The organism is Rathayibacter sp. VKM Ac-2929 (genome assembly GCF_022815495.1).
Taxonomy (GTDB): domain Bacteria; phylum Actinomycetota; class Actinomycetes; order Actinomycetales; family Microbacteriaceae; genus Rathayibacter; species Rathayibacter festucae.
Map to the genome: position 1 here is coordinate 238,704 of NZ_JALGRV010000003.1, position 24,599 is coordinate 263,302.

Here is a 24,599-nt window from a genome sequence, read left to right on the forward strand (position 1 = left end):
CGCCGGCGGGATCACTCCGGGCTCGCGAGGCCCTCGTACGCGCGGCTGGGGATCTGCGTGGCGAGCTTGCCGCCGCTGACGTCGACGAGCGTGCCGGTGATGTAGCTCGCGGCGTCGCTGGAGAGGAAGCAGAGCAGGTCGGCGATGTCGTCGGGTGTGCCCCAGCGGCGCAGGCTCAGCGTGTCGAGGAGCCGTGCCTTCGCCGCCTCCGGCATGTCGGCGAAGCCGTTCATCGCGGTGGGGATCATGCCCGGTGCGTAGGCGTTGACGGTGATGCCCCACGGCCCGAGCTCGCCGGCGAGGACCCGGGTGAACTGCACGACGGCCGCCTTCGAGGCTCCGTAGGCGGCGGCGCCGATGCTCGGGACGATCGCGGCGAACGAGGCGGCGTTGATGATGCGGCCGCGGCCGCGCTCCTTCATCACGGGGATGACGGCCTGCGAGACGAGGAAGGTGCCGCGGACGTTCACGTCGAACGCGGCGTCCCAGCGCGACGGATCGAGGGTCTCGACGGTGCCCTCGACGTTGATGCCGGCGTTGTTCACCAGGACGTCGACGTGGCCGAACCGCTCGACCACCGCGTCGATCGCCGCCCGCACCGACGCCGGGTCCGTGACGTCGCAGACGATCTGCTGCGCGTCGCCCGAGGGGGAGGGGAAGGCCAGGTCGAGGGCGGCGACCCGCGCGCCCTCCGCCAGGAAGCGGTCGACGATCGCGCGGCCGATGCCGCGCCCGCCTCCGGTGACCACGACGACCAGACCGGTGAGATCGATGAGCACGGCAGCCTCCTATTAGTATGATTAATCGATCGTCACCGTAGCATCGAAGGGCTGCCCCATGGACACTGAAGTCGCTCGCAGAGTCGCCTGGATCACGGGAGCCGGCTCCGGGATCGGGGCCGCGTCGGCCGAGCGCCTGGCGGCGTCGGGCTGGACGGTGGCGCTCAGCGGGAGGTCACGCGAGCGCCTCGACGCCGTCGCCGAGCGGATCGGGAGCGCCGGCGGGGACGCCCTCGTCGTCCCCCTCGACGTGAGCGACGGGGAGGCGGTGCCCGCCGCCCGGGACGCGGTGCTGGCGGCGACCGGCCGGATCGACGCGCTGGTCCTCGCGGCCGGGCTGAACTCCCCGCGGCGGACCTGGGGGGACCAGCGGCTGAGCGAGCTCGAGGAGATCGTGCGCACCAACCTGCTGGGGCCGGTGGGCATCATCGACGCGGCGCTGCCCGAGCTGAGGGCGCACGCCGGCGCGGTCGTGCTGGTCTCCTCGTACTCGGCCTGGGCGTTCGCCCCGATCGCGGGGGTCGGCTACAGCGCGAGCAAGAAGGCGCTGGCCGAGGTCGCCCGCACGCTGAACGCGCAGGAGGCCGCCTCCGGGATCCGCGCCTGCCACCTCTGCCCCGGCGACGTCGCGACGGACTTCCTCCGCCACCGGCCGCAGGTCCCGGATGATGAGGCCCGCGCCCGGATGCTCGCGCCGGACGACGTGGCCCGCGCGGTCAAGTTCGTCCTCGACTCGCCGGCCCACGTCCGCATCGACGAGCTGGTGATCTCGCCGGTGTCGCAGCGCTGACGGGCTCCGGGCCTTCGTCGGCGACCGCTCGACGGTCGCGTTCGTGCCGGGCTGTGCCCGCGCGTCCGCGGACGGCCGACCCTGCTACTTCGGAGTCGGCTGCGTCTTCGGCTGGGCGGGAGACGCAGCCGACTTCCCGACGGAAGCACTGCTGCGGGTGACGTACCGGCCAGTGGTCGGGCTGATCCGCGCGCCGCTGACTCGGAAGCCGCCGTTGCCGAGGCTCTGGAACGAGTTGCTGCTGCTGTTCGTCATCGCTGTCTCCTTGTCCTTCGTTGATCGTAGTTGCGCGAGGCGGCTCACACGAGGGAGTCGCTCAGCCGTTCGCTCCACGCGTTCGCGATGTCGAGCACCTGGTCGAACCACATCGCTTTCGACGTGGAGAACGCCTCCGCGGTGCCGGGAAGGCCGACGCTCAGCACCGCGGTCGCGATGTCCGGCAGACCCGCGAACGACACCCTGATCGGAAGGGCGAGCACCGTGCCCCAGCGATTCGTTCCGGCCGGGTCGAGATTCTGGAACACGATGCTCTCCGCACCGAGGGTCCGGCCGGCGACCCAGGCGCTGTCGTGTCCGCTCGGCACGAGGCGGATGTCGGACGCTGCTCGATAGGTCCGGTCCTGGGAGGCGTACCGTCCGACGCTGCCCGCTCCGTCCGCGAGCCACAGGCTGACGCCGAGCTGCTCGACGTCGAAGGCGTCGCGCAGCGTCCGCGCGTCGTCGTCCAGTGCGTCGGAGTACTCCGGCTGGCGGACGTCGAAGCCGTCGACGTGGAGATCCCAGAGCGCGGTCGCCCGCTGCTGCGGCGAGCGGTACCGAGGTCGATGCAGATGACGGAGCTCGCGGATGATCTGCGCGGCATCGGTGAAGTCCTCGAGAAGGATCGGCTGCAGTCCGGCAGCTCTCCACTGCCCGGCGAGGGCGCTCTTGATCTCGTCGAATCGCTCTCTCGAGACGCCGAAGGCCTGGCGCGCGAGAAGCACCAGCGCCGCGTTGCCGTCAGGCGAGTCGGCAAGAGCGACGTGGAGCCAGCGCCGGACGTCCGGATCTCGGTAGGACGTTCCGGCGATGACGATGGCGCCGTCCTGCGCTGCCTTGGTGAGCAAGCGCTGCTGCCAGCAGTCCTGGTCGCCGAGCAGCTCGTTGTAGTCGGACAGGGTCAGGACGACGCCCTCGCTCCGCGAAGGGGAGGCGATTCCGTGCAGGTGGTGCACGACGTACGCGGTCGAGGACTCGTCGTCGTCGACACGACCCTCCGCGGTTCCTTCGATGTCGATGGCGTCCTCGAGGAGGACGTCGAAGTTCAACGTCGCCACCGTGGTCTCGTCGGTTCTCCCGTCGAGGGCGTGGCCGGCAGCCGCGAAATGCAGCGACGAAGGCGACAGATCCTGCAGCCCTTGGTAGAGCGCGGCCCTGACGCGCTGGTCCCACCGGTCCAGAGTGCTCTTCGCGGCTTCAGCGACGAGGAGTGGGTCCTGCCGTTGCACGAGCTCCTGCGCGGCGGACTCCGAGGAGACGGCCCCGCTCTTCAGGAGGAGCCGAGCTCGTCCCACCCGGGCAGCCCCGATGACGTCGACGCACCGGCACCGAGCAGCAGGGTGACATGCCGATCGACGCTGGAGTCTCGGAACGGAGCCAGGACATCCGCGTTCAGGTCGGGGGCGCTCACCAGCGCATGATGCCATGCGGGTCAGCTGCGCCCGGCAGCCAGGCGCAACACGTTCTGATCGGTCGGGGGGCGGGTCTCGATACGCCCCTGCGGGGCTACTCGACCAGCATGAACCGGCCTCATCGACCAGGGTGAACGGGGCTGCTCGACCTGCAGGAAGAGGCCTGCCCGACCGGATGCATGCGGGTCGAGCAGCCGCGGGACGCGGCGTATCGAGACCCGCCCGCCGGGACCATCGCCCGCGGAACCCCCGGCGTCAGCCGGAGGACTCGCGGGGGACGAGGCGCACGGGCATCGAGCGGACGCCGGGCGTCGCGCGGCCGTGGATGGCGTGGGAGAGCTCCTCGGCGGCGGCGCGGCCGAGGGCCTCGAGCTGCATGTCGATGCTGGTGAGCGGGGGGCGGGCGGCCTCGACGAGGAGGTCCCAGTTGTCGAAGCCGACGACGGCGACGTCGCGCGGCACGGGGTGCCCGCTCTCGCGCAGGTGGTCGAGGGCGCCGCGGGCGATCTGGTCGCTCGCGCAGATGATGGCGTCGAGATCGGGGTGCGCGGCGAGCAGCGACTCGGCGCACTGGCGGCCCCAGCTCTCCGACCACTGGCCGTAGAGCACGTCGCCGCCGACCAGCGGGAGGCCCGCCTCCGTCAGCGCGCGCTCGACGCCGCGGGCGCGGTCGTGCGCGGCGGTGTAGCTGGGCTCGCCGTTGATCAGCGCGATGCGGGTGCGACCACGCTCGATCAGGTGGCGGGCCGCGAGCACGCCGGCGAGCGTGTTGTCGGGCGTGAAGGAGGAGTCGCGCTCGTCCTCGGAGGGTGCGTAGGCGTAGACGACCGGGACGGGGATCGTCGCGGTGATCGACGGGCGCGGGTTGGTCGTCCGGCCGAGCACGACGATCCCGTCGACGCGCTTGGCCAGCAGGTTCTTGATGTGGTGCTGCTCGCGGATCGAGTCGCCGCGGGCGTCGCAGAGGAACACCGAGGTGGAGCCGGCGCCGAACGCGTCCTCGGCGCCCAGCAGCACGGGCAGCACGAAGCGGTTGTCGAGGTCGTTGGTGAGCATCCCGATCGTGCCGGTGCGGCGCGAGTTGAGGGCCTGCGCGAACGGGTTCGGGGTGAAGGAGAGCGCGGCGGCGGCGTCGAGCACCTTCTGGCGGGTCTCGGCGCGGACCTGGTCGCGGCCGTTCAGCGCCTTCGACGCGGTGGCGATCGAGACGCCGGCCTCGCGGGCGACGTCGGTCAGCGTGATGGTGCCCGTGGGCTTGCGCGGCGCGATGACGTCCTCCTTCCGCGGGACGCCGGTGCGCCCTGGACGATCCTCGCACAGGATCCCGCGAACCGAAAACACCGAAAACGCGACAACTCTTGACTCGACCTTCCCGCCCTGTCTACTTTGAACCCGCAGAAAGTAGTTTCGGTCCGGCGGTCGCCGAGACCGGCCAGCACCACCCGTCAACGACGAAGGGAACATCCGCGATGAAGAGGAAGCACACTCGGGGCCTCGCCGCCGCCGTCCTGCTCGGGACCGCAGCCGCAGCACTGACCGGCTGCGCGGGAGGCTCGGGAGGCGACTCCTCCGCCGCCGGCGGAACCTACACCTTCTGGGACCCGTACCCCCAGTTCGACGAGTCGTCCGACTGGGCGAAGCTCATCGACTCCTGCGGCACCGAGGCCGGCGTCACCGTCGAGCGCACCGGCTACGACACCACCGACCTGACCAACAAGGCGCTCCTCGCCGGGCAGCAGGGCAGCTCGCCCGACATCCTGCTCGTCGACAACCCGGTCGTCTCCACGCTCGCCGAGTCGGGCATCCTGACCACCACCGCCGAGAACGGCCTCGAGACCGGCGACATCGACGCCAACATCCTGGCCGCGGGCGAGGTCGGCGGCGACACCTTCGGCGTCCCGATCGGCGCGAACACGCTGGCGCTGTACTACAACAAGACCGTGCTGGCCACGGCCGGCGTCGACGTGTCCTCGATCACCGACTGGGCGAGCCTCACCGCCGCGCTCGAGAAGGTCACCGCCTCGGGCGGCAAGGGCATCACGTTCTCGGGCATCGGCACCGAGGAGGGCACCTTCCAGTTCCTGCCCTGGTTCTGGGGCTCCGGCGCCGAGCTGACCGAGCTCGACTCGGACGCCGCCGTGGACGCGGTCTCGCTCTGGACCGACTGGCTGGAGAAGGGCTACGCGCCCAACTCCGTGATCGGCAACACCCAGACCACGAGCTGGCAGGAGTTCGAGACCGGCGAGTACGCCTTCGGCGAGAACGGCACCTGGCAGCTCGCGAACGCCAAGGCCTCCGGCATCGACTACGGCATCCTCACCATCCCCGCGAAGGACGGCGGCTCGGCCCCCGCCCCGACCGGCGGCGAGTTCCTCACCCTGCCCGTGCAGAAGGACGAGGCGCGCTACGAGACGTCGACGGCGATCGCCGAGTGCCTCACCTCGACGGAGAACCTGGTGACGACCGACGACACGCTGTCGTACATCGCCCCGACGGCCGCGGCGCAGGAGGCGCAGGTCGCCGGGAACGCCGACCTCGAGCCCTGGGTCGAGGCCGTCCAGGCCGCGAAGGGCCGCACCTCGGACGACCTCGGGACGAAGTACCCGAAGATCTCCGAGCAGCTCTGGTCCGCGGTGCAGACCGCGCTGAGCGGCTCGCAGTCGCCGGCCGACGCGCTGAAGGCGGCGCAGTCGGCGGCCGAGTCCGCGACGCAGTGATGAGCGGTGTGGAGCCCCTTGCTGATCGAGCAGTCCGCTCTGCGGGCGTCTCGGGATCTGCCGGCGTCGGAGGGGTGGTCTGCAGGCCCGAGGTTCTTGCGGTGGTGGGTCTCGATACGCCCCTGCGGGGCTACTCGACCAGCATGCAGGGCGCGATGCGGGGCTGCTCGACCAGCATGCGGGAGGAACGATGACGACGGCCACTGAGACGGGGCGGCTGCTGCGCCGCGAGGCCGAGCCCGGGGTCGCGGCCGTCGCGGCCCCGGCGCCCAGGCGGCGGCGGCCGGGCGGGCAGCTCGCGGCGTGGGCGTTCCTCGCCCCGCTCGTCGTCTATCTGCTCGTGTTCTACGCCTTCCCGCTCTACCGCAACCTCGAGCTGAGCCTGAAGGACTACACGGTCCGCTCCTTCGTGCAGGGCAACGCCCCGTTCGTCTGGTTCGACAACTACGTGCAGGTCTTCCGCGACCCGACCTTCGGCCCCGCGCTGCTGCACACCGCGGTGTTCACGGGCGTCTCGCTGATCTTCCAGTTCACGCTGGGGCTCGCGCTCGCGGTCTTCTTCTACCGGCGCTTCCCGCTCGCGAGCACCCTCCGGGCGCTGTTCCTGGTGCCGTGGCTGCTGCCCCTGATCGTCTCGGCCTCGACCTGGTCGTGGATGCTGAACAGCGACTCCGGGATCGTCAACGCGTTCCTCGAGTCGTTCGGGATCGGGCAGATCAACTGGCTGACCTCGCCGTCGACCTCGCTGATCGCGGTGCTGATCGCCAACATCTGGATCGGCATCCCGTTCAACCTGGTGATCCTCTACTCCGGGCTGCAGAACATCTCGCAGGACCTCTACGAGGCGGCCTCGCTCGACGGCGCGACCGGCGCCCAGCAGTTCTGGCGGATCACGCTGCCGCTGCTGCGCCCGGTGTCGGCGATCACGATCCTGCTCGGCCTCGTCTACACGCTGAAGGTGTTCGACATCATCTGGATCATGACCAAGGGCGGTCCGGCGGACTCGTCGACGACCCTGGCGACCTGGACCTACCAGCTCGGCTTCGGCTCGATGCTGCCCGACTTCGGCCCCGCGGCGGCGGTCGGCAACCTCCTGATCATCCTCGCCCTGGTCTTCGGCCTGATCTACATCCGCGTCCAGCGGAAGCAGGCCGACGCATGAGCGCCCGGCGCCCCTGGTGGCTCACCCTCGTGGGCGTGCTGCTCACCGCGATCATGCTGTTCCCGGTCTACTGGATGATCAACGTCTCACTGACGCAGACCGGATCGATGCGGAAGGATCCGCCGGACTGGTTCCCGTTCGCGCCCACCTTCTCGGGCTACCAGGCCGTGCTGAGCGAGCAGCTGCCGTACCTCGGCACCAGCCTGATCGTCGGGCTCGGCACGGTGCTGCTGACCGTGGCGATCGCCGCTCCGGCCGCGTACTCGCTCGCGAAGCTGCGGCCGCGCGGCGGGCAGGGGCTCTCCTTCGTCCTCCTGATCGCGCAGATGATCCCGGCGATCATCATGGCGATGGGCTTCTACGCCATCTACCTCAACCTCGGGCTGCTGAACTCGATCCCCGGGCTGATCGTGGCCGACTCGACCATCGCGGTGCCGTTCGGCGTGCTGATCTTCACCGCGTTCATGTCCGGCATCCCCGACGAGCTGACCCAGGCCGCGCGGATGGACGGCGCGAGCGCCTGGCGCACCTTCACCTCGGTGATCATGCCGATCAGCCGCAACTCCGTCGTCACGGTGTCGCTCTTCGCGTTCCTCTGGGCCTGGTCGGACTTCATCTTCGCGTCGACCCTCGACAGCGGCGGGAAGCTCCAGCCGATCACGCTCGGCATCTACAAGTACATCGGCAACAACAACCAGGAGTGGAACTCGATCATGGCGACCGCCGTGGTCGCCTCGCTCCCGGCCGCCCTCCTCCTCGTCGTCGCCCAGCGGTACGTCTCGGCGGGTGTCACCGCCGGTGCCGTCAAGGACTGACCCTCTTCCTCCTAGGAGATCCTCGTGACCCTGACCACCACCGTCGCCCTCGGCGGCCCCGTCGCCCCGACTGCGGGCGCGCTCCGGCCGCTGCGCCAGGACGAGATCCGGCTGACCGGCGGCTTCTGGCAGCACTACCAGCGGCTCGGCGCGGACGCCGTGATCGGCCACTGCCTGAGCTGGATCGAGCGGGTCGGCTGGGCCGGCAACTTCGACCGCGCGGCGAACGGCGCGATCTCCTCGGCGGCCGGCGGCGACCTCCACGCGGGCATCGAGTTCGTCGACTCGGAGGTCTACAAGCTGCTCGAGGCGATGGCGTGGGAGCTGGGCCGCTCCGACGATCCGGCGCTCGCTGCGCAGTACGAGGCGCTGGTGCTGCGGGTCGCGGGGGCCCAGGACGAGGACGGCTACCTGCACACGAGCTTCGGCCGGCCGGGGCAGCGCGCGCGCTACTCCGATCTGGAGTGGGGCCACGAGCTGTACTGCTTCGGCCACCTGATCCAGGCCGCCGTGGCGCGGCTGCGCACCGGGTACGACGACCTGCTGCCGGCCGTCGCGCGGCGTCTCGCCGATCACGTGATCGAGGTGTTCGGGGCGGAGGGGCGCGTCGCGGTCTGCGGGCATCCCGAGATCGAGCCGGCGCTCGCCGAGCTGGCGCGGGCCACCGGCGACGGTCGGTACCTGGAGCAGGCGCGGCTGTTCGTCGAGCGGCGGGGCACTGGGACGCTCGGTCCGATCGCCTTCGGGCCGGAGTACTTCCAGGACGACGTGCCGGTGCGCTCGGCCGAGGTGCTGCGCGGGCACGCGGTGCGGGCGCTGTACCTCTCCGCGGGGGCGCTCGACGTCGCCGTGGAGACGGGCGACGCGGAGCTCGAGGCCGCGGTGGGGAGGCAGTGGGCGGCGACGGTCGCGCGCCGGACCTATCTGACCGGCGGGATGGGCTCGCACCACCAGGACGAGGCGTTCGGCGCCGACTTCGAGCTGCCGCCGGACCGCGCCTACGCCGAGACCTGCGCGGCGATCGCGTCGAACATGCTGTCGTGGCGGCTGCTGCTGCGCTCGGACGACGCGGTCTATGCGGATCTGATGGAGCGGACGCTGCTGAACGCCGTGCTGCCCGCGACTCGCGAGGACGGGCGCGCCTTCTTCTACACGAACACGCTGCAGCAGCGGGTGGACGGGGTGGCGCCGGACGAGAGCGTCGAGACCGACCGGGCGCAGTCGAGCCTGCGGGCGCCGTGGTTCTGGGTGTCCTGCTGTCCGACGAACACGGCGCGGACCCTCGCGAGCGTCGAGCTGAGCTTCGCGACCGCGACGGACGACGGGGTGCAGCTGCACCAGTACGGGGCGTACCGGGTGACGACGGGCGACGTGTCGCTCGAGGTGGAGACCGCGTATCCGGAGGACGGCGAGATCGCGGTGCGGGTCCTCGCGGACGCGGAGTTCGCGCTGACGCTGCGGATCCCGCCGTTCGCGCGCGGGACGGCGCTGCTGGACGGGCAGGCGGTGGACGCGGGGCTGTCGACGGTGACGGTGCGGCGGGCGTTCGCGGCCGGCGACGTGGTGCGGCTGTCGCTGCCGATGCCGGCGCGCTTCGTGACGCCGCACCCGCGGATCGACGCGGTGCGCGGGCAGGTCGCGGTGGAGCGCGGGCCGTTCGTGCTGGCGCTGGAGTCGCTCGAGCTGCCGGACGGCCTCGACACGGAGCACGTGGCGGTGGACGCCGAGGTCTCGCCGGTCGCTGTCGGCGACGGCGCCCGGGTGGCGCTCGTGTGCCGCGACGCCCCGGCGTCCGCGTGGCCGTACTCCGTCTCGGCGGAGCTCGGCGAGCGCTTCACCGCAGAGTTCCACCCCTACTACCGCTGGGCGAACCGCGGCCCCTCCACGATGCGCATCTGGACGCCCACCCTCTGACGCGCCCCCCCGCGAGATGCCACTTGTGCACGCCTTTCACGGCGTGTCGCGTGCACAAGTGGCATCTCGCGACGCACTCACGTCGTCCGTGGAGACGCATGCTGGTCGAGTAGCCCCGGAGGGGCGTATCGAGACCCGGCGTCCCCGGGAGGGCGGGTCTGCAGACCTGTCTGCTGAAGGTGGGGGATCTTGATACGCCCGCTGCGCGGGCTACTCGATCAGCAAAGAGGGGGCGCTGCTCGATCGGCGCGGCGCGCTGCTGCGAGATGCCACTTGTGCATGCCTTTGGCGGCGTGTCGGGTGCACAAGTGGCATCTCGCGGAGGGGGTCAGTGCTCGCGGCGGGAGGGGACGTCGGCCGGGGTCTCCAGGGGGGCGTCCTGGACGGTGGCGCGGTCGGACTTGGAGCGGTCGCCGCGGGTCTTCAGGAGGCTGGCGATCGTGGCGACGGCGATCGTCGAGCCGATGAAGGTGAGCGAGAACCAGATCGGGATCTCGGGGACCCAGAGCAGCGGCTCGCCGCCGTTGATGAAGGGGACCTCGTTGACGTGCAGGGCGTGGAAGACGAGCTTCACGGCGATGAAGCCGAGGATGACGGCAAGGCCCTGGCTGAGGTAGACGAGGCGCTCGAGCAGTCCGCCGATCAGGAAGAACAGCTGGCGCAGGCCCATCAGCGCGAAGGCGTTCGCGGTGAAGACGATGTAGGCCTCGTTGGTCAGGCCGTAGATGGCGGGGATCGAGTCGAGCGCGAAGACGAGGTCGATGAAGCCGATGGCGACGATGGTCAGCAGCATCGGGGTGACGAAGCGGCGGCCGTCCTTCTTCACCGTCAGCTTGTCGCCGTGGTACTCGTCGGTGACGGGGAGGACGCGGCGCACCAGGCGCATGAAGGCGTTGTTCGAGGGGTCGCCGTGGTCGCCCTTGATCTGCTGGTAGGCCAGCACGAAGAGCAGGGCGCCGAAGAGGTAGAAGACCCAGGAGAAGTTCTCGATCAGGGCCGCGCCGACCGCGATGAAGCCGCCGCGCATGATCAGCGCGATGACGATGCCGATCATCAGCACCTTCTGCTGGTAGATCTTCGGCACCGCGAACCCGGTCATGATGATCAGGAAGAGGAAGAGGTTGTCGAGCGACAGCGCCTTTTCGGTGAGATAGCCGGCGAAGTACTCGCCGCCGTAGCGCCAATCGGCGACGAAGCCGATGCCGACGCCGAACAGCAGCGCGAGGCCGATGTAGAAGGCCGACCAGCGGGCGGACTCGCCGATGGTCGGCTCGTGCGGCTTCCGCACGTGCGCGAAGAACTCGTAGACGAAGAAGGCGATCGTCACGGCGATGGTGATCAGCCAGATGACGGGTGTGATCTGCACGGGGGTGCTCCAAGAGGGTCGGTCGATGAGGGACCAAGGTCTCCTCCACTCCGGCCGGGACCTCTCGGAGGTGGTGGCGGAGCCGATGGCCCGGGACGCTCCTTCGCATCCGTCATGACGGGCTCACCGCAGTCGGGAGTACTCCCCTTGCTGTCTGCGATTCTACTCAGGGACAGCGATGGCGAGGCTGGGAGAGTACCGACACGTCGCCTCTGGATCCATCCGGCTCTATATTGGATCCAGCGGCAGCGTGCCGCGCGAGAGGCGGCGCATGGCCATCCAGACGGTCCTCGGCCCGATCGAGGCGGCGGAGCTCGGCGTCGTGTCGATGCACGAGCATCTGCTGACCGACGCGAGCGCGCTGCAGCGGCCCGGCGTCGAGGCGCTCGATCCGGACGCCCCGGTCACCGCCGAGCTCGCGGCCGCCCTGCGCTGGAGCCAGCTCGCGCTCGCCGACAACCTCCGCCTCGACGACGTCGAGCTGCTCGCCGACGAACTCCGCATGGGAGCGTCGGCCGGTCTCACTGCGGCCGTCGACCTCAGCTCGCTCGGCTTCGGACCCGACCACGCCCGACTGCCCGAGCTGTCCGGCCAGGCGGGCGTCGCGATCGTCGCCGGCTACGGCGCCTACCTCCCGCGGCTGCTGCCCGAGTGGTACCTCGCCCTCGATGTCGACGGCCGCACCGAGCTCTTCACCCGCGCGCTGACGGAGGCGATCCCCGGCACGACCTACCGCGCGGGACTGCTCGGCCTGATGGGCACGACCGGCGCCTTCGCGACTCCCGAGGGCGAGCAGGAGCGGATCAGCCTCACCGCCGCGGCCCGCGCGGCCGCCGCCACCGGCTCCGCGATCACCGTCCGGCTCGCCGCCGACGCCCGCAACGGGCTCGAGGTGCTCGCGCACGTCGTCGCCGAGGGAGTGGATCCCTCCCGCGTCGTGTTCAGCACCGTCGACGAGTTCCTCGACCTGCCCTACCTCCGCGACCTCGGCCGGGCCGGCGCCGTGCTCGAGCTCTGCTTCGGCAACGAGGGCGCGCACGTCGGCCGGATCCGCAACGCGAGCGACCCGCAGCGCCTGGATGCGCTGCTGGAGCTGCTCGGCACCGACCCCGGCATCCGCTGGGTGCTCGGCCACAGCACCTGGACGAAGGGCCAGCTGCGCCGCTTCGGCGGGCACGGCTTCGACCACCTCGGCGCGCGCGTCCTGCCGGGGCTCCGCGCGCTCGGCGTCGCGGACGACGTGCTGCGGCGGATGAGCGTCGAGGAGCCCGCTCGCCTGCTCGACCGGCCCTGACCGACCGGCCCTGACCGACCGCCCCGCCCCCTCGGCCCCGACGACTCCGGCCCCGACCCGGCCCCCGATGAGAGAGACGCAGACCCCATGAGAGACACCCTCGCCCCGCTCGCGCCGATCGAGCCCTTCCTCGTCGACGGCGCGTGGCTCGCTCCCGAGGGCGCGGAGCTGCTCGACATCGTCGATCCCGCCACGGAGGAGCTGCTCACCCGCGTCCCGCAGGCCGGCCCCGCCGAGATCGAGGCGGCCGTCACCGCCGCCCGCCGCGCGCACGACGACGCGCGCTGGAGCGGGATGAGCCCGCACGACCGCAGCCGCATCCTGAACCGCGTCGCCGACCTGATCGAGGAGCGTCTCGAGGAGCTCGCGGTGCTCGAGACCCGCGACAACGGCAAGCCGATCGAGCGCTCCCGCGCCGACACGGCGACCTCGGCCCGGGTCTTCCGCTACTACGCCGGCGCGCCGTCGCGGCTGACCGGAACGGTCGTGCCCGTCGACGCGCAGCACCACGTCTACACGACGCTCGAGCCGGTGGGAGTCGCGGCGCTGATCCTGCCGTGGAACTTCCCGATCATGACGGCGAGCTTCAAGCTGGCGCCGGCGCTCGCCGCGGGCTGCACGGTGGTCGTGAAGCCGGCGGAGCAGACTCCGCTGACGATGCTGCGCCTCGCGGCCCTCTGCGAGGAGGCGGGCGTCCCCGCGGGAGTCGTCAACGTGCTCACCGGCGACGGCCGGGTCGGCGCGGCGCTCACCGAGCACCCCCTGGTCAGCAAGGTCTCCTTCACCGGCAGCACCGAGGTCGGCCGGAAGGTGATGCGCGCCGCGAGCGAGGACTTCACCCGCTTGACTCTGGAACTGGGCGGCAAGAGCCCGAACATCGTGTTCGAGGACGCCGACCTGGACGCCGTCGTGCTGACCGCGATGCGGGCGTCGTTCGGCCACTCCGGCCAGATGTGCACGGCGGGCAGCCGGCTGCTGGTGCAGCGCTCGATCCTCGAGGAGACGACGGAGCGGCTGACCGCGGCGGTGCGGAGGGTCGCGCTCGGCGACGGGCTGGCCGGCGGCGTGACCGTCGGGCCGCTCGTGTCCGAGGAGCAGCGGCAGCAGGTGCTCGGCTTTATCGCGCAGGGCGAGGCGGAGGGCGCGGTCGTCGCGGTGGGCGGCGGCGTGCCGGACCGGCCGGGCTACTACGTCGAGCCGACGCTGTTCACGGGCGTCACGAACACGATGACCATCGCGCGCGAGGAGATCTTCGGACCGGTCGTCGGCATCATCCCGTTCGAGGACGAGGACGAGGCGGTGTCTCTCGCCAACGACCAGACCTACGGCCTCGCCGCCGGCGTGTGGACGAACGACCTGGCGCGGGCGCACCGGATGGGGCGGCGACTGCGCGCGGGGACGGTGTGGGTCAACACGTACAACCTGTTCGACCCGGCGCTGTCGTTCGGCGGCGTGGGGGAGTCCGGGATGGGGCGCGACCTGGGCGAGGAGGCGCTGCGCTCGTTCTGCGAGCTGAAGAGCGTGGTCATCGCGCTCTGAGCCCGGCGGTGCCGGTTCGATCTGCAGGCGATCCGCGCGGGAACGCGGTTTCCGCCGCGCCCGTGCGTCTCGTGCCGGTGTGATCGCCTGCACATCGGACAGAACCCCTCCGGAAGGGTGCCGGGCCGGTGTGCAGGTGCTCCTCCGTTGTGCAGGTGCCCGCGCGTTGTGCAGGTGCGCGTCCGTTGTGCAGGTGATTCGGCGCGGAAGCCGTCTACCGGCGCGAGGGCGGGGGCAGGAGGGGCGGATCGCCTGCAGATCGGACAGCAGCCTTCCGCAGTGCAGGTGCGCGTCCGGTGTGCAGGTGTGCGCGCGTTGTGCAGGTGCTCCTCCGTTGTGCAGGTGATTCGGCGGGGAAGCCGCTCACCGGCGCGAGGGCGGGAGGCAGGAGGGGCGGATCGCCTGCGGATCGGACGGGGTAGTGCCGGGCTGAGGCGTCAGATCCAGCCGTTCTCGCGGGCCTCGATCACGGCGCGCTGGCGGGTGTCGACGTCGAGCTTGCGCAGGATCGACGAGACGTGGTTGCGCACGGTGCCCGCGGACAGGTGCAGGGCCCTGCCGATCTCGCCGGTGGTCTCCCCGCGGGAGCCGGCGCTCAGGACGTCCAGCTCGCGGTCGGTGAGCGGGCTGCGCGTGGTCGCGAGGGCGTCGGCCGCGATCTCGGGATCCACGTAGCGGCGGCCCGCTGCCACCTGGCGGATCACCTCCGCCACGTCCTCCACCCGCCGCGACTTGGGCAGGAAGCCACTGACCCCGACGGCCAGCGCGCGGCGCAGCACGCCGGGCCGCGCGTGCCGGGTGACCACGACGACCCGGGTCGCCGAGACGCGGCGCAGGCGTTCGGCCGCCTCGATGCCGTCCATGCCGGGCATCTCGACGTCGAAGAGGCAGACGTCGGGCTCGAGCCGCACGGCCTCGGCGACCGCCTCCGCGCCGTCGCGGCACTCGCCGACGATCTCGAGGTCCGGCTCCAGCCGGAGCAGCGCGGCGAGGGCGGTGCGGATCATGTCCTCGTCGTCGGCGAGGAGCACCCGGATCACGCCGCACCGCCCGGCAGACGCGCGTCGAGCTCGAAGGAGCGGCGCACGGTGCGGGTGCTCAGGGCTACTCGATCAGCATGAACATCTCCGCACTGACCAGGTGATCTTCTTCAAGAGGGACGGGTGCGGTGGTGGCTGTTCATGCTGGTCGAGTAGCCGCGCAGGGGCGTATCGAGACCCGCGGTCGTCAGGAGGGCGGTTCTGCAGACTCTTGTTCTGATGACGGTGGATCTCGATACGCCCGCTGTGCGGGCTACTCGATCAGCATGGAGCTCCCCGCACTGACGAGGTGGCCTTTCCTGGTCAGCATGGAGTTCCCCGCTCACGAGGTGATCTCTGCTCGGAGCCCTCGGCGAGGATTCCGCGCCTGGGTCGGCAGCTCGTGCGGCGATTCCGGCACCCTCGTCACGTCTCCTCGTCGAGGAGGAGAAGAGGAGGGACGGAGCTGTGTGTGTCGAGGACGTCGGACCGGTCGAGGCCGTGTGGGCCTTCGTGAACGCCTACGACGAATGGGCCCAGCGGGGCTACACGCCGAGCATTCCGGAGGAGCTGGTGGAGGCGGTGACCGAGAAGGGGCTTCCGGGCCTCGACTCGGATGCTCGCTGGTACTCGCGGGGCAAGGTGAGGCAGGTCGGGAGCATGGTCGTCTCCGAGGTCGAGCTGCTGTCGAACTCGGGTACCGACGCCGTCGTCGGGGCGCTCCTGGACACGACGGGTATCCGCGTCCTCGCCAACGGCAAGGAGACGTTCCGCAGCACCGAGGAGAAGGACCTGATCCACCGCGTGCGGATCGGCCTGGTCTTCGACGGCCGCTGGCGGATCGACGTGATCGACACAGTGGAGTAGCGGCAGGCGGACGCCTCGGGTGCGCAGAAGTTGTCGTAGTGGGTTCTCGGGTACGACAACTTTCGGAGAGGGAGGGGGTCCGGCGGGCGAGGTCAGGGGGTCGGCGGACAGGACGACGCGGCCAGGCGGCGGACGGCGTCGCGGGGGGCGTGGGTGACGCGGGGCGGCTCCGCGAGGAGGAGGGTCGCGCGGGTGGCGCCGTACTCGGGCCAGTCGGGGCCCGGGGCGCCGGTGGCGGCGAAGGCGGACCAGTGGCGGGTGAGGGCGTCGCGGAGGGACGTGGGGGCGGTGTCGCCGACCTCGGTGCGGGCGAGGTCCGAGTCGTCGAGGTGACGGAAGAGGAACGGCAGCTCGAGGGAGTGGCCGGCGCGGCGCGGTCCGGCGGAGGCGGGCTGCTCCCAGGTGAAGAGGTAGGCGCGGGTCGAGCCGGTGGCGCCGGCGCGGGCGTCGAGGAGGCGCTGGCTGGGCTGCCGGTAGATCGTCTCGGTGAGGCAGGCCTCGAGGAGCTCGGCACCGGACACCTCGCGGCCGAGGTCGGCGCGGAGGGCTGCGGCGAACGCCTCCGTCCGGCTGCCGCGCGACGCGGGCCAGTGCGGCAGGAGCAGCGTCAGCTCGCGCTCGAGGAGCTCCGGGGACGGGTCCGGGCCGCCGGGATCGACGAAGCCGGAGCCCTCGTTCACGTTCGTGCCGACGATCAGATCCACCGTCGAGGACGCCCCGGCGGCGACCGCGTCCACCGGCGCCGCGGGCAGCACGCGGCCGTCGAGGCTCGGCCGGAAGGCGGGCGTCGGGTTCGGGTGGCCGGCCGAGCGGCGCTCGATCAGCCGCTGCTGGGCGGCGACCACGTCCTCCCACGGCAGCGCGAGCAGCCGCGACGGGTCGTCCGCCAGGCCCAGGAGCGCGAGCAGCTCAGCGGTGACGCCCTCGCCGAAGGCCCGCGTGCCGATCCGCTCCGGGTTGCCGCTCTGCAGCACGGCCCGCTGGAAGAGCCCGGCGGCAGCGGGCGCGGCGAGCAGCGCCGAGACGAGCACCGCACCCGCGGACTGCCCGGCGAGGGTCACCCGCGACGCGTCCCCGCCGAACGCGGCGATGCCCGAGCGCAGCCAGCGGAGCGCGGCGATGACGTCCAGCAAGGCGAGGTTCGCGGAGTCGGCGTACTCCGCGCCGAGCAGGTGCTCGAGCGTCAGGAAGCCGAGGGCGCCGAGGCGGTGGTTGACGGAGACGACGACCCTGCGGCCCGCGGCGGCGAGGCGCGCGCCGTCGGAGAGCGGCTCCGCGTTCGATCCGACGAGGTGCAGGCCGCCGTGCACCCAGACGAGCACGGGCAGGTCGCGGGCGGCGGGATCGGGCGTCCAGATGTTCAGGTGCAGGGAGTCCCGCTCGGAGACGGGCGCGTCGGCGAACGGCTGCGGCGCGACAGGCCCGCGCGAGATCGCCGGGCGCACCCCCGTCCACGGCTCCACCGCCGCGCCGGGCCGGAAGCGCTCGGCCACCCGCAGGTACGGCACGCCGAGGAAGGCGTGCACCGCGCCGTCCGGCGTCTCCAGCACCCGGCCGCGCACGATGCCCCCCGGAGTCACGACCTCGGTCATGCGGGCTGGTGCAGCACGGGCCCGTGGCCGGGCGAGAGCGTGCTCTGCAGCACGAGGGAGGAGGCGCCGATCGCCGCGGCGTCGCGCGGATTCGCCGACAGCTCGACGCTGATCGGGTGCGCGCGGCGGGCGAACCGGCGGCCCTCGAGCCGGGAGCGCAGCGCCCGCGTATAGATCGAGCCGGCGATCGCGACTCCGGGGCCGGTGAGGACGAGCGCGTCGAGGTCGAACAGGTTGGCGAGGGTGACGGCGCCGTCGGCGAGGTGCCCGGCGGATCGCTGCAGCAGCGCCTCCGCGGCGGGGTGGCCGTTGATCGCGGCGAGGCTCAGCACGTCGAAGTCGCGGGCGTTCTGCTCCACCTCGAAGGTGAGGTCGAGGTCGGCGAAGGCGGCCCGGTCGACGCTCGCGTCCTCGACGACGACGGAAGGCGCGGCGTAGCGCTCGAGGCAGCCGATGTTGCCGCAGAAGCACTCGCGGCCGCCCGGGGCGATGGTGATGTGGCCGATCTCGGCGGCGTTGGAGCTGGCTCCGCGGAAGAGCGCGCCGTCGAGCACGATGCCGGCGCCGATCCCGGTGCCGACGTAGATGCTGCCGAAGGTCTCGTGCCGCGAGACGCCGCGGCTCCAGAACTCGCCGATGGCGGCGGCCGCCGCGTCGTTGTCGAGCAGGATCGGGATGCCGAAGCCGGTACCGAGCTCCTCGCGCAGGGGGAAGTCGCGCCAGCCCTGCAGGGTGGGCGGGCCGAGGATCCGGCCGGGGGCCTGGTCGATCGGCCCGGGCGCGACGACCGCGACGCCGGCGATGGTGCGGCGGTCGAGGCCGGTGCCGCGGACGAACGCGGCGTAGCCGTCGACGATCCGCCGCGTGACCTCCTCCGGGGCCGCGAGCGCCGCCCCGCGGATCTGCTGGCGCGCGAGCACTCCGCCGCCGGCGTCGGTCGCCACGAAGGTGATCGATTCGAAGCCGAGCTGGACACCGACGCCGATCCGCGCCCGGGTGTTGATCTCGAGCATCTGCCGCGGCTTGCCGCCGCTGGCCGTGGATCCGGTCTCGCGGACGATGCCGTCGGTCAGCAGCTTGCGCACGATCAGCGAGATCGACGGCTGGGTCAGGCCGGTCGCCGAGGTGAGCTCGACGCGGCTGATCGGTCCGGAGGAGCGGATCAGGTCGACGACGAGGGCGCGGCTGCCCGGGGCCGCGGGGGTCGCCTCACGACGCGCCATGCCTGCTCCTCACCGCTCGACCGCCAGCGTACGGGACCGGGCGCCGCGGCCCGCGCCCGCGCCTACGCTGGTACCGCCCGTCCGAGAGAGAGCCGCCATGACCGATCCGAGACCGCCGCGGCCCCTCGGGCTCGCCCTCGTCCGCGCCACCGAGATCATGGGCGCCGAGCCGTACTTCCACGAGTTCATCGCGGGGGTGGAGCACGCGGTCCGCCCGGCCGGGCACTCGGTGCTGCTGAACGTGCTGCCCGACCGCGACGCGGAGATCGAGACCTACCGGCGCTGGGCCCGCGACGGCGAGGTCGACGGCGTCGTGCTCGTCGACCTGGAGGTGGACGACCCGCGGCCGGCGCTGGTGCGCGAGCTCGGGCTGCCCGCGGTGATCGTCGGCCCGCCCTCCGCGGCGCGCGAGCTGCGCGCGGTCTGGACGAACGACGACGACGCGATGCGCGACGCCGTGCAGTTCCTCGCCGACCTCGGCCACGAGCGGATCGCGCACGTCGGCGGTCCGGAGGAGCTGCTGCACACCCAGATCCGGCGCGAGTGCTTCCTCAAGGAGTGCGCCGACCGGGGGATCGAGGCGGTCGAGCGCTCGGGCGACTACTCGCGCGAGTCCGGCGGGCGGGCGCTGCGCTCGCTGACGGAGGAGCCGGAGCGGGCGACCGCGGTGATCCTGGACAGCGACCTGATGGCGATCGGCGCGCTCGACGCGGCGCGGGAGCTCGGGCTCGACGTGCCGGGGGCGATGTCGCTGCTGGCCTGGGACGACTCCGCGCAGTGCCAGCTGAGCGAGCCGCCGCTCTCGGCGGTCTCGCACGACGTGCAGGTGATCGGCATGCTGACCGGCCAGGAGCTGCTGAGCGAGATCGCCGAGTCGGCGAGCGGATCGATCGCCAGCCCGCCGGTCGTGGTGGTGGCGCGCGGCACGACGAGCGCACCCGCGCAGCCCGGGCCCCGCGGAGCCTGAGCCCCCGGGACGGTCGCGTCGACGCTGTTTCGCCATGCCCGATCTTTACATAAATTATTAATCTTTGTACTTGACGCGGGGCAGGAGCATCAGCGACTCTGGGCACGTCGCCGCGGTGATCGACTCCCGATCAGCTGCGGCGCCGAGACACGTCACCGGTCGAAGGAGCCTGGCTAACCCATGACACGTGCCCACCGCACCCCCTCCGCGTTCTCGCGGGTCCCCCTGCGCCGCTCCCTCGCCGGAGCCGCGCTGCTGGCCGTCACGGCCGGCTCGCTGGTCGTCCTCGCGCCGGCCTCGGCGCCGACCGCCTCGGCAGCGGCGACCGCCGTCGACTGGACGAGCGAGAACACCGCCTTCGTGCAGCGCGACGGCAGCGCCCTGACCCTCGACGGCGAGCGGTTCCGCGCGAGCGGCACCAACATCTACTGGCTCGGCCTCGACGAGAACGTCGGCGGCGTCGACTACCCCACCTACTTCCGGATCAAGGACGCCCTCGACACCGCCGCGCAGATGGGCGTCACCGTCGTCCGCTCGCACATGATGACCTCGACCGGGCAGAACGACGAGGACCCGCTGGCCCTGATGCCGCGCCTCGGCAAGTACAACGAGGAGGCGTTCCGCACCATCGACTTCGCCGTCGCCTACGCGGGCACCCTCGGCATCCGCCTGGTGCTGCCCCTCACCGACGAGTGGGCGTACTACCACGGCGGTCACCGCGACTTCACGACCCCGCTCGGGCTGGAGTCGGACGACTTCTACTCCGACCCGGCCGCGATCGCCGCGTACCAGGACTACGTCGACGTGATCCTCGGCCACACCAACACGATCACCGGGACGCGCTTCGTCGACGACCCGACGATCATGGCCTGGGAGCTGGGCAACGAGCTCGAGGGGATGACCCTCGACTGGATCAACGCGCAGGTCGCCCACATCAAGGAGCAGGCCCCGGAGCAGCTCGTCGCCGCCGGCCGCCGCTTCGACATCGACCCGGACACGCTCGCGGCGCCCGACCTCGACATCGTCGACGTGCACTACTACCCGCCGACCGCCGAGCGGGTCTCGGCCGACGCCGCGACGGTCGCCGGCGCGGACAAGGTCTACATCGCGGGCGAGTACGCCTCGACGGCCGCGAGCGAGGACCTCCTCGGCGCGGCCGCGGCCGACCCGAACGTCTCGGGCACCTTCTTCTGGTCGCTGTTCGGCAACAACGACCGCGGCGGCTTCGTGCCGCACGACGACGGCTTCACCCTGCACTACCCCGGCGAGACCCCGCGCGAGCAGGAGAGCGTCGACGCGATCGAGCAGTACGGCACCGCCACGGGCAGCACGCCCGGCGAGCTCGAGCTCGGCGCCCCGCTGATCACCGCGATCGAGCAGGACTACGGGATCAACGAGATCTCCTGGCGCGGCACCGCGGGCGCCACCGGCTACCTGGTGCAGCGCTCGACCGGCGGCGAGTGGAGCGACGTGACGGACGGAGCCGTCTCCGCCTCGGCCTCGCCCGTCACGGACTACGACTCTCCGGCCGCCGCGCGCTACCGCGTCGTCCCGGTGGGCGACGACGACCAGCGCGGTCCCGCCTCCGACGCGGTCGCCGCCGCCGCCGGCGGTGCCGTGCTGGTCGACCCGCTGCAGAGCTGGCTGCTGACCGCCGGCCACGAGAACGCGGAGATCGCCCCGACCCCCGCGGGCGGCGTCGTCAGCGCGACCGGCGACGCGAGCGTCACCTGGCAGCGCGACGGGATCGGCGCGGCGGAGTTCGTCGTCTCGGACCCGTCCGCGATCACCGTGGCGACGAGCAGCGACGGGCGGACCTGGACCGACGCCGCCACCACGGCCACCGAGCGCGACGGCGCGAGCGTCGTCGCCGCGACCGGCCTCTCCGGCGACCGAGTGCGGGTGAGCTGGAGCACCGGCGTGCTGCAGCGGGCGACGATCACGAGCGCCGCCGCGCAGGTCGCGCTCGTCGACCCGCTGGACGACTTCTCCCGGACGGCGGCCCACACCGGCAGCCTCTCCTTCGACACCGGCAATCCCGCGCTCTTCGGCGGCGACGCCTCCCGCATCAAGCGCGACAGCGCCGACCCGGCGAGCCTCGAGTACGCCTTCGACGACATCAGCGGCGCCGACATCACCGCCTGGTACTGGCCCGACCAGCCGGTCGTCCCGCTCGCGGTCGAGGGATCGGCGGACGGCACCAGCTGGACGCCGCTCGCCGTCGAGACGCGCGGCGGCACCGGGAACTGGCGCGAGTACACGTACTCGGTCCGCGACCTGACCGGCGTGAACCGGCTCCGGATCTCCTGGCCGCAGGGCGCGGGCGAGGTCTGGACGCCGCAGATCGGATCGGTGAGCCTCTCCTCCCCGAACGCGGCGCCGTTCGGCCTGCCCGCGGCCTCCGCGCTCGGGGCGCCCGCGGACGGCACGGCGGACGTCACCGCGACGCCGACCTTCTCGTGGGAGCCGGCCGCGGACGCCGCGTACTACCGCTTCGTCCTCTCCGGCTCGAGCGACCTCGCGGACCCGCTGGTCTCCGCCACCGGGCTCTCGGCCACGAGCTACCGGCCCCCGGTCGAGCTCGACCCGGAGACGCCGTACTACTGGCAGGTCTCCGCGGTGAACGGGCTCGGCGCCACGGCGTCGGCGACGCGCACCTTCAGCACGGCGGCGCTGCCGACCGAGCCGGTCGTGGTCGAGGACTTCGACGGCTACGCCGACGACGCCGCGCTGCAGGCCGCCTACGTCCGGAACACCGGCGGCGGCACCATCACGCCGACGCTGGTGCCGAGCCCCGCGAACGACACGAGCGCCGCTCGCTTCGACTACGACACCGGCACGGCCGGTTACGCCGGCACGGTGCGGACCTTCGACGCCGCGCAGAACTGGTGGGGCTACTCCGGCCTGTCACTCACGGTCGACGCCGACCGGGCGGTGCCGCTCGCGGTGCAGTTCGTCGCGAACGGCGCGTACTGGGAGGCGACCGTCACCCCGTCCGCCGACGGCGCGCAGCGGATCGAGATCCCGTTCGAGGACTTCGCGCCGCCCGCCTGGGCGCCGCAGGCCGACCTCGACCTCACCTCGGTCACGCAGTACGCGCTGTACGTGAACGGCTCGGGCGCGGGCTCGCTGGTGCTCGACGACGTCGAGACCGTGGTGGCGGAGGCGAGCACGCCGACGCCGACGCCCACTCCGACCGCTCCGCCCACCGCGACGCCGACGCCGACCGCGACGCCGACGGCCACGCCCACCGCGACCCCGACCGCGACCCCGACCGCGACGCCCACCGCGACTCCCACGGCCACGCCCACCACCCCGCCCATAGCGACCCCGTCGCCCACTCCGACCCCCGCGCCCTCCGTGCCCTCGTGGCTCGAGTCGCTGGTGAAGAAGTACCTGCCGAACCTCTGGCAGTGGTGGCTCGGCCGCCACTAGCCGCGAGCCGCAGCACCCCCCGCACCCTCCATCCGTTCCCTTCACCACTCACCACCTCCCGTCGCCGAAGGCGGCGACGGCCCACCGAGGAGAGACCCAGTGCACCGACCCACCACCCGCCGCCCGACGCCCGCCCGCCGCAGCACGCTGATCGGCCTCGCCGCCGTCGCCGCCTCGGCCTCGCTCGTGCTGTCCGGCTGCTCCGCCGGCGCGAGCAACGACTCCGGCGAGCCCGCCGGCGAGATCACCGTGCTGACCAACCGCACCGACCTGGTGGACACCACGTTCGCCGACTACGCCTCCACCTTCGAGAAGCAGTACCCCGGCACCACTGTGAAGTTCGAGGCGCTCACCGACTACGAGGGCGACACCAAGATCCGCCTGAACTCGAAGGACTACGGCGACGTGCTGCTCATCCCGAGCTCGAACGTCACGAAGGACGACTACGCGAACTACTTCGAGCCGCTCGGCTCGACCGACGAGCTCTCCGAGAAGTACCGCTTCACGAACGAGGGCTCGTTCGACGGCACCGCCTACGGCATCTCGACCTTCGGCTCCGCGATGGGCTACGTCTTCAACCGCGACGTCTGGACCGCGGCCGGTGTCACCGACCCGCCGCAGACGGAGGAGGAGTACCTGGCCGACCTCGAGGCGATCAAGGCGACCGGCGTCACTCCCTATTACACGAACTACAAGGACGGCTGGCCGCTCGCGACCATCGAGGGCAACCTCGGCACGGTGCAGGGCGAGGACGTCCGCACCGAGATGATCGCCGACGACGCGCCCTGGACCGAGGGCAACGACCAGTACAACATCGACGGTCTGCTCTACGACACGGTCGCCGCCGGCCTCAGCGAGGACGACCCGACCACCACGAACTGGGAGGAGTCGAAGGACCTCCTCGCCCAGGGCGAGATCGGCTCGATGGTCCTCGGCTCCTGGGCCGTCTCGCAGATGCAGGACGCCGCCGAGAAGGCCGGCAAGCCGCGCGACACCATCGGCTTCTGGCCGATGCCGTGGGCGCAGGACGGCGCGTTCACCTCGGTGACCGCCTCGGACAAGTTCCTCGCGATCAACAAGAACTCCGACAACAAGGCGACCGCCCGGGCCTGGATCGACTGGTTCACCGAGGACTCCGGCTTCGCCGCCAGCCAGGGCGCGATCAGCCCGGTGATCTCGGACCCGGCGCCCGACACCCTCGCCGACTTCGACGCGCTCGGCGTGACCTACCTCGAGCTCGCTCCGGACCCGGTCGGCAAGGAGGCCGTCATCAACGACATCGCCAACGAGGCCGAGATCGACCTCTTCGGCAACTCCTACCGCCAGAAGCTGATCGACGCGGCCCGCGGCGCCGGCGACGGCGACAAGCAGTCGCTCTTCGACGACCTCAACTCGCGCTGGGCCGCGGCCCGCGCGGACGTCGCGGAGTAGCAGCCGCCCCTCGGGGGCG

The 24,599-nt window shown here is 71.9% G+C and carries 20 protein-coding genes; 11 read left to right on the forward strand and 9 right to left on the reverse strand.

Annotated elements, in window-relative coordinates; all coding sequences use genetic code 11:
* Positions 1-11 precede the first annotated feature (11 nt).
* Entirely contained in the window at positions 12-779 is a 768-nt protein-coding gene (locus MT355_RS10270; RefSeq protein WP_243599436.1) for an SDR family NAD(P)-dependent oxidoreductase, read from the reverse strand.
* Between the two features lie 58 nt (positions 780-837).
* Here MT355_RS10270 and MT355_RS10275 point away from each other — a divergent pair, with 58 nt between their 5' ends.
* On the forward strand, positions 838-1,569 hold the full coding sequence (locus MT355_RS10275) for an SDR family oxidoreductase (protein WP_243599437.1): 732 nt from the start codon (positions 838-840) through the stop codon (positions 1,567-1,569).
* Between the two features lie 84 nt (positions 1,570-1,653).
* Here the strand turns inward: MT355_RS10275 and MT355_RS10280 are convergent, their stop codons facing one another.
* The 4 genes from MT355_RS10280 to MT355_RS10295 form a co-directional block, all read right to left on the reverse strand.
* Entirely contained in the window at positions 1,654-1,824 is a 171-nt protein-coding gene (locus tag MT355_RS10280) for a hypothetical protein (RefSeq protein WP_159423922.1), read from the reverse strand.
* A 44-nt stretch (positions 1,825-1,868) separates the two neighbouring features.
* Positions 1,869-2,885 (reverse strand): SIR2 family protein, encoded by a 1,017-nt coding sequence (locus MT355_RS10285; protein WP_243583022.1) that lies wholly within the window; start codon positions 2,883-2,885, stop codon positions 1,869-1,871.
* Positions 2,886-3,097: 212 nt separating this feature from the next.
* Entirely contained in the window at positions 3,098-3,238 is a 141-nt protein-coding gene (locus tag MT355_RS10290; protein ID WP_243599438.1) for a hypothetical protein, read from the reverse strand.
* Positions 3,239-3,494: 256 nt separating this feature from the next.
* Complete coding sequence (locus tag MT355_RS10295) at positions 3,495-4,580, reverse strand: LacI family DNA-binding transcriptional regulator (RefSeq protein WP_308197347.1); 1,086 nt, start codon at positions 4,578-4,580, stop codon at positions 3,495-3,497.
* A 128-nt stretch (positions 4,581-4,708) separates the two neighbouring features.
* Here MT355_RS10295 and MT355_RS10300 point away from each other — a divergent pair, with 128 nt between their 5' ends.
* From MT355_RS10300 to MT355_RS10315, 4 genes are all read left to right on the forward strand, one after another.
* A complete protein-coding gene (locus MT355_RS10300) occupies positions 4,709-5,956 on the forward strand; it encodes an extracellular solute-binding protein (RefSeq protein WP_243599439.1) in 1,248 nt (415 codons plus the stop codon).
* Positions 5,957-6,146: 190 nt separating this feature from the next.
* Complete coding sequence (locus MT355_RS10305) at positions 6,147-7,118, forward strand: carbohydrate ABC transporter permease (RefSeq protein ID WP_123736118.1); 972 nt, start codon at positions 6,147-6,149, stop codon at positions 7,116-7,118.
* Positions 7,115-7,933, forward strand: a complete 819-nt coding sequence (locus MT355_RS10310; protein ID WP_159423915.1) for a carbohydrate ABC transporter permease — start codon at positions 7,115-7,117, stop codon at positions 7,931-7,933. Before MT355_RS10305 ends, MT355_RS10310 begins: the two co-directional genes overlap by 4 nt.
* Before the next feature lie 24 nt (positions 7,934-7,957).
* A complete protein-coding gene (locus MT355_RS10315) occupies positions 7,958-9,847 on the forward strand; it encodes a beta-L-arabinofuranosidase domain-containing protein (RefSeq protein ID WP_243599440.1) in 1,890 nt (629 codons plus the stop codon).
* Positions 9,848-10,175: 328 nt separating this feature from the next.
* Here MT355_RS10315 and MT355_RS10320 read toward each other — a convergent pair whose 3' ends face one another.
* A complete protein-coding gene (locus tag MT355_RS10320; RefSeq protein ID WP_243599441.1) occupies positions 10,176-11,213 on the reverse strand; it encodes a TerC family protein in 1,038 nt (345 codons plus the stop codon).
* A gap of 271 nt (positions 11,214-11,484) precedes the next feature.
* Between MT355_RS10320 and MT355_RS10325 the strand changes: the two genes are divergently transcribed.
* Complete coding sequence (locus tag MT355_RS10325) at positions 11,485-12,507, forward strand: hypothetical protein (RefSeq protein ID WP_243599442.1); 1,023 nt, start codon at positions 11,485-11,487, stop codon at positions 12,505-12,507.
* 87 nt (positions 12,508-12,594) lie between these two features.
* Positions 12,595-14,046 (forward strand): aldehyde dehydrogenase, encoded by a 1,452-nt coding sequence (locus tag MT355_RS10330; RefSeq protein ID WP_243599443.1) that lies wholly within the window; start codon positions 12,595-12,597, stop codon positions 14,044-14,046.
* A gap of 437 nt (positions 14,047-14,483) precedes the next feature.
* Here MT355_RS10330 and MT355_RS10335 read toward each other — a convergent pair whose 3' ends face one another.
* Positions 14,484-15,086 carry a response regulator transcription factor gene (locus tag MT355_RS10335; protein ID WP_132437287.1) on the reverse strand — a complete coding sequence of 201 codons (603 nt, stop codon included), beginning with the start codon at positions 15,084-15,086 and terminating at the stop codon, positions 14,484-14,486.
* Positions 15,087-15,533: 447 nt separating this feature from the next.
* Between MT355_RS10335 and MT355_RS10340 the strand changes: the two genes are divergently transcribed.
* Positions 15,534-15,932 (forward strand): hypothetical protein, encoded by a 399-nt coding sequence (locus tag MT355_RS10340; RefSeq protein WP_243599444.1) that lies wholly within the window; start codon positions 15,534-15,536, stop codon positions 15,930-15,932.
* Positions 15,933-16,024: 92 nt separating this feature from the next.
* Here the strand turns inward: MT355_RS10340 and MT355_RS10345 are convergent, their stop codons facing one another.
* Positions 16,025-17,524: a carboxylesterase family protein gene (locus MT355_RS10345; protein ID WP_243599445.1), complete on the reverse strand. Its 1,500-nt coding sequence runs from the start codon at positions 17,522-17,524 to the stop codon at positions 16,025-16,027.
* The gene (locus tag MT355_RS10350; RefSeq protein ID WP_243599446.1) at positions 17,521-18,747 is read right to left on the reverse strand and encodes an ROK family transcriptional regulator; all 1,227 of its coding nucleotides are present in this window, start codon (positions 18,745-18,747) and stop codon (positions 17,521-17,523) included. The genes MT355_RS10345 and MT355_RS10350 overlap by 4 nt, the downstream gene beginning before the upstream one ends.
* 97 nt (positions 18,748-18,844) lie before the next feature.
* Here MT355_RS10350 and MT355_RS10355 point away from each other — a divergent pair, with 97 nt between their 5' ends.
* The 3 genes from MT355_RS10355 (at position 18,845) to MT355_RS10365 (ending at position 24,580) form a co-directional block, all read left to right on the forward strand.
* On the forward strand, positions 18,845-19,714 hold the full coding sequence (locus MT355_RS10355; RefSeq protein WP_243599447.1) for a LacI family DNA-binding transcriptional regulator: 870 nt from the start codon (positions 18,845-18,847) through the stop codon (positions 19,712-19,714).
* A 180-nt stretch (positions 19,715-19,894) separates the two neighbouring features.
* A complete protein-coding gene (locus MT355_RS10360) occupies positions 19,895-23,149 on the forward strand; it encodes a carbohydrate binding domain-containing protein (protein WP_243599448.1) in 3,255 nt (1,084 codons plus the stop codon).
* 99 nt (positions 23,150-23,248) lie between these two features.
* Positions 23,249-24,580: an ABC transporter substrate-binding protein gene (locus MT355_RS10365; protein ID WP_243599449.1), complete on the forward strand. Its 1,332-nt coding sequence runs from the start codon at positions 23,249-23,251 to the stop codon at positions 24,578-24,580.
* Positions 24,581-24,599 lie beyond the last annotated feature (19 nt).